The following is a 15085-nucleotide window of genomic DNA, read 5'->3' as shown; positions in this document are numbered from 1 at the left end:
TCGATCTCGGTCTGCATGGCCTCCAGCACCGCCGGGTGCTGACCCATGCCCAGATAGTCGTTCGAGCACCAGACCACCACGTCCTGCTCCGACCCGTCCTCGCGACGGCGCTTCGCCCTAGGGAACTGGCCGCGCACGCGCTTCAGGTCGGCAAAGACGCGATAGCGCCCCTCGCCCTTGACCTGCTCCACAGCGGTCTGGAATGCGGCCTGGTAGTCGAACATCAGGATGGACCTCGCGATGATCCGGATCATTCCCATCTGCGCCCGCCCGGGTCACCTCCGGGAAACACCTGAAGGCCGGGGAGTCAGGGGCGCTGGACGAGAATCGTCATGCGGACGAGTTCGGACAGGCTGCGGGCCTGCATCTTGGTCATGACATTGGCCCGGTAGACCTCGACCGTCCGGGGACTGATCTCGAGGTCGTAGGCGATGACCTTGTTGGCCTGTCCGGCGACCAGGCCGTCCAGCACCTGGCGCTCCCGTGCTGAAAGGCTGGCAAGCCGGTCACGCAATTCGGCATCCCGTCCGGCGTGCTCTGCCGCAAGGGTCTGGTGCGCGATGGCCGCGCGAACCGAGGCGAGCAGGGCGTCATCGTCAAAGGGTTTCTCTATGAAGTCCTTCACGCCGGCCCGGACGGCCTCGATGGCCAGCGGAACGTCCGCATGGCCGGTCATGACGATCACCGGGTGGCTCACCCCGATCTCGGACAGTCGACGGACCATCTCCAGGCCGTTCATGTCCGGCATGCGGACATCCGTGACAATGCAGCCCGGGGCCAGATGTCCTGCGGACGCCAGCAGGGCCGCGGCGGAGTCATAGGTCCGCGACCGCAGGTTTGCCGTGTCCAGAAGAAACGCCAGTGAATCGCGGATCGCGGCGTCGTCGTCGACAATATGGACGACCGGCTCATTCAGCATCTTTGAGTTCCTCCTCGCCAACAGCCCGCAGTGTAAAGCAGAGTCGGGTCCCACCGCCGGGGTTCGGCTCCGTCCAGATGCGTCCGCCATGCGCCTCGATGATCGTTCGGGAGATCGACAGGCCGACGCCCATACCGGTCCGTTTGGTCGTAACAAAGGGCTGGAACAACTGTTCGGCGACCTCTGCGCTGATTCCTGAACCGGTATCGGCGACTGTAACCTGGGCATGACCATCTGCCGCCGCGTCGATCCGGATCTCCAGTACCTTGCTGGGACTGTCTTCCATCGCCTCCATGGCGTTGCGGATCAGGTTGAGCGCAACCTGCTGGACCTGAACCCGGTCGGCGAGAACAAACTCGATCCCGGGCGCAAATCTGAACTGGACGCGGACGCCGGTTTCCTTCGCGCCAACCAGGGCGAGGGCGCTGGCCTCCTCGACCAGTTTGGGCAGACTTTCGACCCGCCGTTCTGCCTCTCCTCGGGCCACGAAGTCCCGTAACCGGCGGATAATCTCCCCGGCGCGAAGCGCCTGTTCACCCGCCTTGTGGACGGCCTCGAGCAGGCGTTCGCGCGGCACCGGTTCTGCAGCCAGCAGGCGCGATGATCCCTTGAGATAGTTGGCGATCGCCGAAAGCGGCTGGTTCAACTCGTGCGCCAGCGCGGACGCCATCTCCCCCATGGCGCTCAGCCGGGAGATATGGACCAGTTCGGATTGCAGTTCCTGAAGCCGCTGCTCAATGTCCTGTCGTTCGCTGAGGTCGCGGACGAAGCCTGTGAAGAACCTTCGGTCGCCCGAAATCATCTCTCCGACGGACAATTCCATGGGGAAGGTAGAGCCGTCGCGGCGCTCTCCCAGGACGACCCGACCGACCCCGATGATACGTCGCTCGCCGGTGGTCAGATAGCGATCCAGATAGCCGTCATGATGCGCGCGGTAGGGTTCGGGCATCAGCATGTTCACATTGCTACCGATCACCTCGTCGGCCTTCCAGCCGAACAGGCGTTCGGCGGCGAGACTGAAGGACTGCATGTTCCCGTCTTCGGTGATGACCACCATCGCGTCCGGCACGGTCGCAAGGATGGACTGGAGGTGGGCTTCCCGGGCGAGCAGGTCGCGGTTCACGGCCACGGAGCGCGACCGCATGGACTGGAAGACCTCCCCACCCGCGGTCACCGCTGCACCGATCAGCAGGAAGACGACTGCGCTGATCAGGTCCCCGTCGGTCAGACCATCCGGGGCGCTCGAGATCATCAGGCCGCAGCCAAGGCCGAGCAGGGTCGCTGTTGCGCCGGGTACCGCGCCGCCAAGCGCCGCCGCGCCGATCACGGCGGGGATGAAAATCATGAACAAGAGCCGGTCTTCAAGTACCGGCGAAAGGGTGAGGCGCAGCAGGAAAGCGGCGGCGGTGAGGACGAAAGCGGTCACCAGGCCCAGCCGGGTATGGCGGGCCACCAGCATCCAGGCCCAGAGGGCCCGGGCCTTGCTCGCGTCCGGGTGGTTAACGGTCATTCCAGCCTCCGCAACAACCCGTAGGTGAAACTCCCGAATTCCACCAGACGACTGCGGCGGTTAGGTCGGCGAATGCCGCATAACGCTCCGGAACCCCTGATCCATCCGATGTCGTCGGGGCAGTTGCCTGCGGCCTGGCGGCCTCATGCCGCGCGGAGTTTGCCGCGCTACACCAGCTATCCGACAGCGATCGCCTTTCAACCCGTGGCCGGAGATGAGGAGGTTCGGACCTGGCTTGCCACACTGCGCAGAGACCAGACGGTTTCGGCCTATGTTCACATCCCCTTCTGTCGTCGCCTGTGCTGGTACTGCGGGTGCCATACCAGTGTCGTCCACGACTATGAGCGGGTGGGGGCTTTTTTCGGGACCCTGATGCGCGAAGTGGACCTGTGGGCGGACGCCGTCGGACCGCATGCCGGGGCCGCGCACCTGCATTTCGGCGGGGGCAGTCCCAACGCCCTGTCGCCGGACCATTTCCGTACCCTTGTCCGGCACATGAGCGAGCGGTTCGCCCTTCGTCCCGGGGCCGAGGTGGCCGTTGAACTCGATCCAGGCCTGCTCTCGGACGCCTTCATTGACGCGGCGGGCGAGGCCGGGGTCACCCGCGCCAGCCTCGGAGTCCAGACGTTTGATCCGGCGGTGCAGGCCCGTGTGAACCGGGTTCAGCCCCTCGATCAGGTGGCCGCCGCTACCACGCGGTTGCGGGCGGCGGGCGTCAGGGCCGTCAATTTCGATCTGATGTACGGCCTTCCGGGCCAGACGCCGGAGAACGTCGCCGCCACGGCCGAGGCCGCAATCCAGCTGCGGCCGGACCGGGTGGCCGTGTTCGGCTATGCCCATGTTCCCTGGATGAAGAAGCACCAGGTCATGATCGAGGCGGCCGAGCTCGCTGACAGCGATGGACGCTGGGCCCAGGCTGAAGCGGCGGACTCGGTGCTGCGGGACGGGGGTTATCTGCGGATCGGCCTCGATCATTACGCCCTTCCGGGCGACCCGCTCGCCCGGGCGGCCGCATCCGGAACCTTGCGCAGGAATTTTCAGGGCTACACGGACGATCCGGCCCCCGTGCTGATTCCAGTCGGCCCTTCCTCGATCGGCCGGCTGGCCGCCGGTTTCATCCAGAACGCTGCAGCGACCGATGTCTGGGGCCGTGCTGTCGAGGCCGGGCAACTGCCCGTCGGGCGAAGCCTTCCGGTCTCGGGGGAGGATGAACTGCGCGCGTGCGTCATTGAACGCCTGATGTGCGACCTGACTGTCGACGTCGGTTCAGAGTGCCGGATGCGTGGATTTGAAACGACGGCGCTGGACGCGGCCCTGGCCGCGGCATCGAGGCTTGAGGCCGACGGGTTGTGCCGTGTCGAGGGGCGCTCGGTGACCATCCCGGCAGAGGCCTTCCGGCTGATGCGTGTCGTCGCGGCCTGTTTCGACGCGGGGCTGTCCGCTGTTGAGTCCCGGCACGCCCGGGCGGTGTAGCGGGTCCACCTTCCGGCATCAGGGAAACCCCTTAGGGGGCAGACCCGAATACCGGCGAGCGGGGCAGGGTCCTAACCTCGGTCATCGGCTGTGCAAGGAGGACCGGATGACCGCCCTACGCCATCATGAATCCCGGGAAGCGGTTGTGCCGTCGTCGGATGTGGGGTCCGATTGCGCGCTTTGCGGTGCGTTTGCGAACGCGACAGCAGCACCCCGATCACCCTTCGCCCCCGGTGCGGTTCTGTTCAGGCAAGGTGACCCGGTCCGGCTCGTTTATCGGGTGCTCAGCGGTGCCGTCATCAGCTACCGCCTCCTGAGTGACGGCCGCCGGCAGGTCACAGGGTTTTATCTGCCGGGGGATTTTCTCGGCCTCGAGGCCGGCTTGGAGCATACGACCACAGCCGAGGCCCTGAGCCGCGTCGATGCCCTGGCGATGGAGCGGACCGAGCTTGCCGGGCGTGCCGTGACTGATGTGGGTCTGGCGCGGGCGCTGTGGCAGGTCACCGTCCGGGCCTTCCGGCGGAGTGAGGACCACGCCCTGATCCTTGCGCGACAGGGGGCGACCGAGCGCGTCGCCGCCTTCCTGCTGGATTTCGCCGAACGCATGGGTCGGCCGGAAATCATTGACCTGCCCATGACCCGGCAGGACATCGCCGACCATGTCGGTCTGACCATCCATACCGTCTCGCGCACCTTGTCCCAGCTCCAGGCCCAGGGCCTGGTCGAGGCGCGGTCATCGCGCCACGTTCGCCTGCTCCAGCGTCATCGGCTCGAGGGTCTGTGCGCGTGACGGCGACGACCGTCAGTCTTGCGACCCGGCCCGCCGTCATCCTTGTGGACGACGACCCTGCGGTGACCCATGCCGTGCATTTCTCGTTCGACCTCGAAGGCCTTGATGTGCGCAGCTTTCGCGATGGCGAAAGCCTGCTGGCAGCGGGTGACCTGCCGGACACAGGCTGTCTGGTTCTGGATCAAAACCTGCCGGGCATGGATGGCCTCGCCCTGCTTGAGTGTCTTCGGGCGGTGGGCGTGGGCCTGCCTGCAATCCTGATCACGACCAATCCCCGCACTGTCCTGAGAAACCGGGCGGCCGCGGCCGGTGTTCCGATTGTCGAGAAGCCGCTTCTCACCGATGCGCTGTTGACGACAGTCCACAATGCGCTGGCCCGGCAGGGCTGAGAGACCCGGTCAGACTGCTGCGGGGAGCGCCGGTCGCGGCTTCAGCAGCCAGGCAGCCGCGCCGGTGCTCGCCAGTGCGGCTAAGAGCAGGGCCACAGCGGCCACACAGCGGAAGCAATGACCGAGGGTCGACCCGCACATCGGGCCGGTCTGTGCCATGTGGGCCGCGGCCAGCAGGCCTGTCGCCGCGGCCGCACCACCCAGTGAAAGGCCAAGCAGGATCAGCGCCGCGCCGAGTACCTGCTCGTCCTGGATATCCTGAATACGCATCTCGTTTTCTCCTGGGCCGACAGGACCCGAAAAATGCCCGGCCCGCTTTGCGCCAGCGCAAGGCGCGGCCTGCGAAGCCCGGGCACGGAGGCATTCTGTCCTCAAGGGATCCATCCGAATGCCGTCCATAGCCACGCCCGACGCCGATGCCCCGTCAGACGTCGTCGCCCTGTTCCTGTTCCTCGGCATCTCCGCGGTCCTGGCCCTGTTCGCGACGGCCCTTACGGATGACACGGCTTTCCGGTTCCATGGCTATATCCTGATGGCGGCCTCGGTCATCGCCCTGAGCGCCCTGACCATCGGCGTCGCCCAGGGCAATTTCCGCAGTGACCCGACTCGCTACCAGGACGGGGTCATACGCGCCGGGGTCATCGCCACCATGTTCTGGGGTGTGATCGGCATGACGGTCGGTGTGCTGATCGCGGCGCAGCTGTCGTGGCCCGAGATATTCTACTTCCCGGAGCACGGCTGGCTGAACTTTGGCCGACTACGGCCCCTGCATACCTCCGGCGTCATCTTCGCTTTCGGGGGTAACGCCCTGATCTGTACGTCCTTCTGGGTGGTACAGCGGACCTGCAAGGCGCGGCTGGCCGGCGGGATCTGGCCCTGGTTCGTCTTCTGGGGCTACCAGCTGTTCATCGTGCTTGCGGCCAGCGGATATGTCGCGGGCATTTCCCAGGCGCGGGAATACGCCGAGCCTGAATGGTACGTCGACCTGTGGCTGACCATCGTCTGGGTCGCCTATCTGCTGGTCTTCCTCGGCACGATCTGGAAGCGCAAGGAACCCCACATCTACGTGGCCAACTGGTTCTATCTGGCCTTCATCGTCACCGTCGCCCTGTTGCACCTGGTCAACAACGCCTCCGTGCCGGTCGGCCTGCTGGAGGCCCGCAGCTACTCTGTGTTCGGCGGCGTCCAGGGGGCTCTGGTCCAGTGGTGGTACGGGCACAATGCGGTCGGCTTCTTCCTGACTGCCGGCTTCCTCGCCATGATGTATTACTTCGTGCCGAAGCGGGTTGAGCGACCGGTCTATTCCTACCGTCTGTCGATCGTCCACTTCTGGTCGCTGATCTTCATCTACATCTGGGCGGGCCCACACCACCTCCACTACACGGCCCTGCCGCAGTGGGCGCAGACGCTGGGCATGACCTTCTCGATCATGCTGTGGATGCCGTCCTGGGGCGGGATGATCAACGGCCTGATGACCCTGTCAGGGGCCTGGGACAAGCTGCGCACCGACCCGGTTGTGCGCATGATGGTCGTGGCCATCGCCTTCTACGGCATGTCGACCTTCGAAGGTCCGCTGATGTCCATCCGGACGGTAAACGCCCTGTCGCACTACACCGACTGGACCATCGGCCACGTCCATTCGGGGGCCCTGGGCTGGGTCGGCTTCATCAGCTTCGGCGCCATCTACTGCCTGGTGCCCTGGCTCTGGAAGAAGGAGCGGCTGTACTCGAACAACCTCGTCGAGTGGCATTTCTGGATCGCGACGACCGGTATCGTTCTCTACATCACCGCGATGTGGGTCTCCGGTATCATGGAAGGCCTGATGTGGCGCGAGTACACGCCCGACGGCTTCCTCGCGAACAGCTTCATCGAGACGGTGTCCGCCAAGCACATCCAGAACATCATCCGCACCGTCGGTGGCCTGATGTTCCTGAGCGGCACGCTCATCATGTCCTACAACCTGTGGCGAACGATCCGCATGCCGTCCGTGCCGAACAGCTCGGCCGTGCCCGCGACGACGATCCAGCCGCAACTCCTGCCGGCCGAGTGAGGATCAGATCATGTGGAAACAGCATCACAGGTTCGAGCGCCACTCGCTCTGGCTGGTCCTGGGCATCACGGTCGTGGTGTCCATCGGCGGCATCGTCGAAATCGCCCCGCTGTTCTGGGTCGAGAGCACGATCGAGGAGGTCGAGGGCGTCCGCCCCTACACCCCGCTCGAGCTGGCCGGGCGTGACGTCTACATCGCGGAGGGCTGCTACGGCTGCCACTCGCAGATGATCCGCCCACTCCGGGATGAGGTCGAACGCTATGGCCACTACAGCCTTGCCGCCGAGAGCATGTACGACCACCCGTTCCAGTGGGGATCGAAGCGGACGGGGCCAGACCTGGCGCGCGTCGGCGGCAAGTATTCCAACGACTGGCACCGCGAGCACCTGACCGATCCGCGCTCGGTGGTGCCTGAGTCCAACATGCCTCCCTACCGCTTTCTGGCGGATCAGGACCTCGATCAACACGCGATCCAGGCCCAGCTGAGAACCATGCTGACCGTCGGCGTTCCTTATACCGCGGACCAGATCGAGAATGCCGCGGCCGACCTGAATGCCCAGGTCGATCCCTTCGCCAGCGCGACCTCGGATCTTCGCAGCCGATACGGCCCGCGGGTCGCCCAGGGCGACTTCGACGGCAATCCTGCGCGGCTGACACGGATGGATGCCCTGATCGCCTATCTGCAGCAGCTCGGCACCCAGGTCGACTTCCGCACCTACCAGGCTGAAGACCCGGAGAACCTGCGATGAGTGGCCTCGACTACGAAACCGTGGCGAAGTTCGCCCAGCAGGGCGGCACCCTCTATTTCGGCGCTGTCTTCATCGCCGGTGTCGTCTACGCGCTGTGGCCGAAAAACCGCGAGGCGTTCAAGCGCCTTTCCCATCTCCCGCTCGAAAACGACGAGGACGAGCATGTCTGAACCCGAGCGCGACGAACACTCCGGCATCGAGACGACCGGACACGAATGGGACGGTATCCGCGAGCTGGACAATCCGCTGCCACGCTGGTGGCTTTGGATCTTCTACGGCTGCATCATCTTCGCCGTTGTCTATTGGGTGCTGATGCCGGCCTGGCCGGGCTTGAACGGCTACACCCCGGGGGTTCTCAAACAGTCCGACCGGGCCGATGTCGCCGAACAGCTGGACGCGCTTCGGGTTCAGCGTGGCCGCGACGAGGCGATGCTGGCGACGGCATCCCTGCAGCAGATCGAGGCCGACCCGGCCCTGCAGGCGCATGCGTTGTCGGTCGGGCAATCCGTCTTCGGGGACAACTGTGCGACCTGTCACGGTGCCGGGGGCGGCGGGACACGCGGCTATCCCAATCTGCGCGATGACGTCTGGCTGTGGGGTGGAACGCTTGAGGAGATCGAGCACACCCTTCGGGTCGGCGTCCGGTCGGCCCATCCCCAGACCCGGACCTCGCAGATGCCGGCCTTCGGTAGAGATGGCATGCTCAGCCCCGCACAGGTTTCCGACATGACGGAATATGTCGTTCGACTTTCGGGCCGTCCCGCGGACGCGGCGGCAGTGGGAAGGGCGCAGCAGCTCTATGCCGACAACTGCGCGGCTTGCCATACGCCGACGGGCGTGGGGAATCGCCTGGTCGGTGCCCCCAACCTGACCGACAGCGAATGGCTGTACGGGTCCGACCGCGAGTCCATCCGGGGTCAGATCCAGAATGGCCGCAACGGCGTCATGCCGACGTGGGAGGGCCGGTTCTCGCCCGGGGTGATCAAGGCCCTGGCTGTCTATGTCCACGTCAACGCCGGGGGCGGCGAGGCGTCAGGAGCCGCTGCAGCCGCGCCATGACCATCATCATTGACCGGACCCGTGAGCGTTCGACGAGGACGGGTCCGGTGTCTGTCGCCGAAAAACAGCGCGAGAAAACCCGCCCCACGGGCCTCTACAAGGCCCGCGTGCCGATCTATCCCAAACTGGTCAACGGCCAGTGGCGCTGGATCAAATGGGCGCTGCTGATCGTCACGCTGGCGATCTACTACATAACGCCATGGATCCGCTGGGATCGGCCGGGAGCCCTTCCCGACCAGGCCGTGCTCGTCGATTTCGATGGTGGCCGGTTCTATTTCTTCATGATCCAGCTGTGGCCGCAGGAGGTGTATTTCATCACCGGCCTGCTGGTGCTCGCGGCCTTGTCACTGTTCCTTGTGACGGCCCTGTTCGGTCGGCTGTGGTGTGGATACGCCTGTCCCCAGACCGTGTGGACCGATCTCTACATCTATATCGAGCGCCTGTTCGAGGGTGACCGGAACGCGCGGATGCGGCTCGACGCGGCCCCGATGTCTTTCACCAAATTCTGGCGCAAGGCGGGTAAGCACGCGGTCTGGATCGGTACCGCCTTCGGCACCGGCGGTGCCTGGATCTTCTATTTTCACGATGCGCCGGACCTGATCCGTACCTTCTGGGTCGGAACCGCGCCCATGACGGCCTATGTCTCCTGCGCCGTCCTGACCTTCACCACCTATGTCTTCGCCGGACATATGCGCGAGCAGGTATGCACCTATATGTGCCCCTGGCCGCGCATCCAGGGGGCGATGCTGGACGACCAGTCCTTCCAGGTGACCTACCGCTACGACCGCGGAGAACCACGCGGGCCGCACAAGAAGGCGGAGACCTGGGAAGGGCGTGGCGACTGTATCGACTGCAACCAGTGCGTTGTGGTCTGTCCCATGGGCATCGATATTCGCGACGGGGCCCAGCTGGAATGCATCAACTGCGGCCTCTGCATCGACGCCTGCAATGAGGTCATGGAGAAGGTCGGCCGGCCGCGGGGGCTCATTGCCTATGACACGGATGCGGCAGTTGCGGCCCGTAGCTGCGGTCACAAGCCGGAGCACCGTCTGATCCGCCCCCGGACCCTCTATTACGGCGTTGCGCTGGCGATCGTCAGCGGCCTCATGATCTGGGGCTTCAGCACCCGCAAGACCCTCGAGGTTCACGCCCTGCGCGACCGGAATCCGGCTGCGATCCGGCTTCATGATGGGGCTGTCCGCAACGGCTATACGCTGAAGATCGCCAACCACGGCTTTGAACCGGCGACCGTGGAAGTCCGCTATGCCGGCGTTCCGGGCGCGACCCTCAGAAGTCCCGGTCGGCCGGTTTCCAACCCGCTGCGCCTTCAGGTCGACCCCAACCGGGTCACCTCCGTTCGGGTCTTCGTCACCACGCCCGCCGCCGAGGTTACCGAAGGCAGCCGGCCTGCAACCTTCGCAATCCGGTCGGGGGATGAGGTCCAGACGGTCCGGACCGCTTTCGACTTTGGAGACTCCCGCTGATGACCGCCCCCTCCACACCGCCGCGAGCCCCGTTCACCGTAAAGGGTTGGCATGTCGCCGCCGGGGTCGTGGCCTTTTTCGCCGTTGTCATTGGGGTCGACGGTGCTTTTCTGACCCTGGCCTATCGCACCCACCCGGGTCAGGTCGCGCCGAGGCCTTATGAGGCGGGCCTGATCTACAATGCCGAACTGGAGCGGCTTCGGGTCCAGGAAGCCATCGGCTGGCGCGCCGCCCTCGAGGCCCGGCCGGACGCCGTGATCGTCCTGCTCCGCGACCGGGACGGCCAACCCCTGCGTGGGCTGAAGGTCACCGCCACCCTGTTGCGGCCGGCCACTGAACAGGGCCGCAGCGTGTTGACCCTCACCGAGACAGCGCCGGGCCAGTACAGCGGTGCCCGCGCCGGCCTGTCCGGCGTCTGGGACGCCCGTGTCGATGCCACGGGCGGCGGTCAACCATTTGTGGCCGAGCGGAGGCTGACATGGCCGTGACCTTTGATGCGACCGGGCCTGACATGTCCGCCTTCCTGCGGCGGACCAAGGATGGTCAGACCCGACTTGATCTGCTGGTGACCGGGGCGCGCTGCGCCGGCTGCATCGCCAAGATCGAGCGCGAGATGGCGCGCCTTCCGGGCGTGGCCTCGGCACGTCTGAACCTGTCTACCGGGCGCCTGGCCCTGGCTCTTGAGGGCGCTGCCGCAGATCCGGGACGGATAATCTCCGCTCTCGAGCGGCTCGGCTATCCGGCGACCCCTTATGACCCCGGCGCTGCGCTTGTGCAGCGGGACCGTGAGGGGCGGCAGCTGATCCTTGCCCTGGCGGTCGCGGGCTTCGGCGCGATGAATGCCATGATGTTTTCGGTTCCGATCTGGGCCGGACTGTTCGGCCAGGAACTCGGCCCCGCCACCCGCTCGATGATGATGTGGATGTCGGCCGCCGTGGGCGCGCCCTGTGCCATCTTTGCAGGGATGACCTTCTTCAAGTCCGCCTGGCGGTCGTTGCGGGCGGGCCGGGCCAATATGGATGTGCCTATCTCGGTCGGGGTGATCCTGACCCTGGCGATCAGCTTTTCGGAGACGATCCTCAACGGGCGTGACGCCTATTTCGACGCGGCGGTTTCACTGCTGTTCCTGCTGCTGATCGGGCGCTGGCTGGATCATGTGCTGAGGGCGAAGGCGCGCAGCGCCGCAGGGGACCTGCTGGCGCTTCAGGCACCCGTGGCCCGTATCGTTGATGCAGCCGGCCGCGAACGGTCTATCCCCCTCGGCGATGTCCAGCCCGGAGATTTGCTGCGCGTTCGCCCGGGCGACCGGATTCCGGTCGACGCCACACTCGAGGACGGCGAGGCCCTGCTGGATAACAGCCTCCTGACCGGAGAAAGCGCACCGGAGCGGGTCCGGCCGGGACAGCTCTGCCGGGCGGGAGCCGTGAATACCTCAGGCCTGCTGACCCTGCGCGCCCGGGCACGCTCGGAGGATTCGACCCTGGCGGCCATTGCGCGCCTCGTTGACGCCGGTGCCCAGTCGCGCTCGCGCTACGTCCGGCTCGCCGACCGCGCGGCGGCGCTCTATGTGCCGGTGGTCCATGCGGCTGCCCTTGCCACCTTCGCCGGGGGCTGGGCCCTTGGTCTCGAACCGCGGGAAGCCCTCATCCGTGCCGTCGCGGTCCTGATCGTCACCTGTCCCTGTGCCCTCGGTTTGGCCGTTCCGGCGGTCCAGGTGGTGGCTTCGGCGCGGCTGTTCCGAGGCGGGGTTCTGGTCAAGTCAGGGGCCGCACTGGAACGGCTGGCGGAGATCGATCATGTGGTGTTCGACAAGACCGGCGTTCTGACCGAGGGGTGCCCGGCCCTGGTCGGTGCTTCATCGGCCATCATCGCCATGGCCGCTCCGTTGGCCCGGGCGTCCGGTCACCCGATGGCACGCGCTGTGGCCCGGGCGGCCGGAGAGGGCCCGCTGGCCACCGGGGTCACCGAGCATCCGGGCCTTGGGGTTGAAGGTCTGATCGACGGTCGCCGTGCACGCCTGGGTCGGGCAGCATTCGTGGGTGCCCCGACCCGCCGTTCCGGTGAGACGGAAATCTGGTTCGGCTTTGAGGGCGAGACAAAGGTTCGGCTTCACTTCACGGACGGTCTGCGACCGGACGCAGCCGACACGATCAAGGCGCTCAGGGCGCGTGGCCTGACGGTAGAGATCCTGTCGGGTGACCGGAACGGCGCAGTAAAGGGGGTGGCCCATGCGGTGGGTGTCGCCGACTGGCGCGCAGGCCTGCTGCCGGAGGAGAAGTCGGACGCGATTGACCGCCTCACCACAGGGGGTCGCAAGGTTCTGATGGTCGGGGACGGTTTGAACGATGCCGCCGCACTGGCGCGTGCCCATGCCGCCGTCGCGCCCGGAACGGCGCTGGCGGCCAGTCAGAATGCGGCAGACCTTGTCTTGACCGGCGACGCCCTGATGGCCGTTGTCGAGGCGATAGACGTGGCGCGTTCGGCCCGTCGCCGGGCGCTGGAAAACTTCGGCTTTGCGGCCCTCTACAACCTCGTGGCGGCCCCTGCCGCTATGATCGGTCTGGTGAACCCGTTCGTGGCCGCGCTCGCGATGTCAGGCTCTTCCCTGGTCGTGACGATCAATGCCCTGCGGGTGAGGGGCGGGCGATGAACATACTGCTTCTTCTCGGACCCTTCTCGGTGTTCCTGGGCCTGATGGCTGTCGGTGCCTTTGTCTGGACCCTGCGCGCCAGCCAGTATGACGACATTCAGGGAGCGGCAGAGCGCATCCTGATCGACGACGACGATCAACCGGGGCCGCCGGACACCGGGCGCGCGCGAGGCGAATAGTCGAAGGCCGGTCAGACCGGGGCGAGAAAACCTGTACCAGCAGGCTTGCCGACCCCGCGCCCCGTCTCATTGGAAACGGGCTTCGCCGGCGAGCCAGGTGGAATGTACCCGGATCGACCGGAGGGTGTCCGGCGGGGCGGTCGTCGGGTCGCGCTCCAGCACCACCAGGTCGGCGGCCTTGCCGACCTCAAGGCTGCCGCAGGTGTCGTCGAGATGGCACTGCCAGGCGGCATCGATCGTGACCGCCCGGAGGGCCTGGATCGGCGAGATGCACTCATCCGGGTTCAGGATGCCGCCGCCCTCGTTCATGTCACGCAGAACGGCATTCTCGACGCAGCGCAGCGGGTCGATCGGGGTCACATTGTAGTCGGAGTGCAGCGAGATCCGCAGGCCGCCGGTAAGGGCGGAGCGGCAGGGGTCCAGCCTGTCAGCACGTTCCGGCCCGAGCAGTCGATCGCGGAAGGCCCGGCCCCAGTAGTGGACATGACCGATCAGGAACGACGGCGAGATACCGAGCGCCTTCATCCGGGCGATCTGGTCGTCGTGAAGAATGCTGCAGTGCTCAATCCGGTGCCGGAGCGCGTGGCCACCCTCGCCGTTGGTGCCCCGCTCATAGGCGTCGAGCACCACATCGATGGCGGCATCGCCATTGGCGTGGATTCCGATGGGCCAGCCGTCGTTGTGCAGCGTGCGGACCAGACTCTCGATCTCTTCGGGCGAATAGTTGAGCGTGCCGCGGTTGGTCGAGTTCAGATAGGGCGCTCGCTGATAACCGGTCAGACCCTGGTTGGAACCGTCCGACCAGGCCTTGATCCCGCTGAATGAAAAATTGGGTGAGTGAAGGCCCGGCCGCAGCCCCATCTCCTTCCATTTTTCATAGTGGGTCGAGACCAGCAGCCCGGCATAACGGACGGGGGCGTCGCCCTGCAGCGCCGCCTCGATGAGGCCGATGTCAGCCTCGGCGAACAGGCCGCCGATGCCGCAGTCATGCAGGGCCGTACAGCCCTTGGCTGCAGCATCATCCAGATCGGCCCGCAGAAACCCGACCAGCTCGGCCTCGCCCGGCGATGACATCACGCGAATGAAGGGCTGGAAGGCCGGAGGTTCTTCCAGCCGGCCGGTCAGTTCGCCATCCGCGCCGCGGACAAACCGGCCCTGGGGCGGGTCCGGCGTATCCTTCGTCAGCCCGGCCAGGTCGATGGCCCGGCTGTTGGCATAGGCATTGTGTCCGTTGGACTCGAGAATGAAGACCGGCGTTTCCGGAGACAGCTGATCGAGATCGGCCCGGGTCAGCTCGCGTCCCGGCATGATCGAGGGGTCAAGCATCTTGCCCTGGATCCAGGCTCCGGGGCCGGCCCGGGCGGCCGCGTCGCGGATCTTCTGGCGGGCTTCGTCCATGGTGGCCGTCGTGAAGGGGCCGATGTCCAGCCAGGGGCGCAGGCCGGCAAAATTCGAATGCATGTGGGGGTCAACGAAGCCCGGCAGGACCGTGTAGTCGCCGAAATCGATCGTCCGGGTGCGCGGTCCCTTCAGGTCCATGATGTCGTCGCGGCGGCCTCTCGCGACAATCCGGCCATCCCGGACGGCGATCGCCTGCACAACGGTATTGCGCGCGTCCATGGTGTGGATGCGCCGGGCGAGGAAGATCGTGTCGGCGTGACCGTGATCTGCGGCCTGCGCCAGCGCCGCTCCCGGCGCAGCCACTGCGGCGGCGAAAAAGCCTCCGCCAATGCCGCGCAGAACGTCACGACGGCCGTGAAGGCTCCGCATGACATGCATGAAGCGTTCATCGCAGGCATTACACATCGACAATCTCTTTCAAATCAAACCACTG

The 15085-nt window shown here is 66.0% G+C and carries 15 protein-coding genes and 1 pseudogene; 11 read left to right on the top strand and 5 right to left on the bottom strand.

Annotated features, from left to right (window positions below; all coding sequences use genetic code 11):
• The 3 genes and pseudogenes from Q0053_RS02150 to Q0053_RS02140 form a co-directional block, all read right to left on the bottom strand.
• Positions 1–224 (bottom strand): annotated as a pseudogene (locus Q0053_RS02150) (5-aminolevulinate synthase); the annotation flags it as partial.
• An 83-nt stretch (positions 225–307) separates the two neighbouring features.
• Complete coding sequence (gene fixJ / locus Q0053_RS02145; RefSeq protein ID WP_298095358.1) at positions 308–919, bottom strand: response regulator FixJ; 612 nt, start codon at positions 917–919, stop codon at positions 308–310.
• Complete coding sequence (locus Q0053_RS02140) at positions 909–2429, bottom strand: PAS domain-containing sensor histidine kinase (protein WP_298095355.1); 1521 nt, start codon at positions 2427–2429, stop codon at positions 909–911. Before Q0053_RS02140 ends, fixJ begins: the two co-directional genes overlap by 11 nt.
• A 72-nt stretch (positions 2430–2501) precedes the next feature.
• On the opposite strand from Q0053_RS02140, the gene hemN reads away from it, so the two are divergent.
• From hemN to Q0053_RS02125, 3 genes are all read left to right on the top strand, one after another.
• Positions 2502–3902 (top strand): oxygen-independent coproporphyrinogen III oxidase, encoded by a 1401-nt coding sequence (hemN, locus tag Q0053_RS02135; RefSeq protein WP_298095352.1) that lies wholly within the window; start codon positions 2502–2504, stop codon positions 3900–3902.
• 106 nt (positions 3903–4008) lie between these two features.
• Positions 4009–4692 carry a helix-turn-helix domain-containing protein gene (locus tag Q0053_RS02130; protein WP_298095349.1) on the top strand — a complete coding sequence of 228 codons (684 nt, stop codon included), beginning with the start codon at positions 4009–4011 and terminating at the stop codon, positions 4690–4692.
• A complete protein-coding gene (locus Q0053_RS02125; RefSeq protein ID WP_298095347.1) occupies positions 4689–5081 on the top strand; it encodes a response regulator in 393 nt (130 codons plus the stop codon). The genes Q0053_RS02130 and Q0053_RS02125 overlap by 4 nt, the downstream gene beginning before the upstream one ends.
• 9 nt (positions 5082–5090) lie before the next feature.
• On the opposite strand, the gene Q0053_RS02120 is transcribed toward Q0053_RS02125, so the two are convergent.
• Positions 5091–5351, bottom strand: a complete 261-nt coding sequence (locus Q0053_RS02120) for a hypothetical protein (RefSeq protein ID WP_298095344.1) — start codon at positions 5349–5351, stop codon at positions 5091–5093.
• A 262-nt stretch (positions 5352–5613) separates the two neighbouring features.
• Between Q0053_RS02120 and ccoN the strand changes: the two genes are divergently transcribed.
• From ccoN to ccoS, 8 genes are read left to right on the top strand one after another with little or no spacing between them, the layout of a single operon-like run.
• Positions 5614–7131: a cytochrome-c oxidase, cbb3-type subunit I gene (gene ccoN, locus Q0053_RS02115; protein ID WP_298095370.1), complete on the top strand. Its 1518-nt coding sequence runs from the start codon at positions 5614–5616 to the stop codon at positions 7129–7131.
• A 10-nt stretch (positions 7132–7141) separates the two neighbouring features.
• The gene (gene ccoO, locus Q0053_RS02110) at positions 7142–7879 is read left to right on the top strand and encodes a cytochrome-c oxidase, cbb3-type subunit II (protein WP_298095342.1); all 738 of its coding nucleotides are present in this window, start codon (positions 7142–7144) and stop codon (positions 7877–7879) included.
• Entirely contained in the window at positions 7876–8049 is a 174-nt protein-coding gene (locus Q0053_RS02105; RefSeq protein ID WP_298095339.1) for a cbb3-type cytochrome c oxidase subunit 3, read from the top strand. The genes ccoO and Q0053_RS02105 overlap by 4 nt, the downstream gene beginning before the upstream one ends.
• The gene (ccoP, locus tag Q0053_RS02100; RefSeq protein ID WP_298095336.1) at positions 8042–8938 is read left to right on the top strand and encodes a cytochrome-c oxidase, cbb3-type subunit III; all 897 of its coding nucleotides are present in this window, start codon (positions 8042–8044) and stop codon (positions 8936–8938) included. Before Q0053_RS02105 ends, ccoP begins: the two co-directional genes overlap by 8 nt.
• Positions 8935–10422, top strand: coding sequence for a cytochrome c oxidase accessory protein CcoG (gene ccoG, locus Q0053_RS02095; protein ID WP_298095334.1), 1488 nt, complete (start codon positions 8935–8937; stop codon positions 10420–10422). The genes ccoP and ccoG overlap by 4 nt, the downstream gene beginning before the upstream one ends.
• Positions 10422–10910, top strand: coding sequence for a FixH family protein (locus Q0053_RS02090; RefSeq protein ID WP_298095332.1), 489 nt, complete (start codon positions 10422–10424; stop codon positions 10908–10910). The genes ccoG and Q0053_RS02090 overlap by 1 nt, the downstream gene beginning before the upstream one ends.
• Entirely contained in the window at positions 10901–13072 is a 2172-nt protein-coding gene (locus Q0053_RS02085) for a heavy metal translocating P-type ATPase (RefSeq protein WP_298095330.1), read from the top strand. Before Q0053_RS02090 ends, Q0053_RS02085 begins: the two co-directional genes overlap by 10 nt.
• Entirely contained in the window at positions 13069–13251 is a 183-nt protein-coding gene (gene ccoS / locus Q0053_RS02080; protein WP_298095329.1) for a cbb3-type cytochrome oxidase assembly protein CcoS, read from the top strand. The genes Q0053_RS02085 and ccoS overlap by 4 nt, the downstream gene beginning before the upstream one ends.
• Before the next feature lie 66 nt (positions 13252–13317).
• On the opposite strand, the gene Q0053_RS02075 is transcribed toward ccoS, so the two are convergent.
• Positions 13318–15057 (bottom strand): amidohydrolase, encoded by a 1740-nt coding sequence (locus Q0053_RS02075; RefSeq protein WP_298095326.1) that lies wholly within the window; start codon positions 15055–15057, stop codon positions 13318–13320.
• Positions 15058–15085: the final 28 nt, after the last annotated feature.

The organism is Brevundimonas sp., from assembly GCF_027487935.1.
Taxonomy (GTDB): domain Bacteria; phylum Pseudomonadota; class Alphaproteobacteria; order Caulobacterales; family Caulobacteraceae; genus Brevundimonas.
Note: the sequence above shows the minus strand (reverse complement) of the source record. Positions and strands in the feature narration are given on the sequence as shown.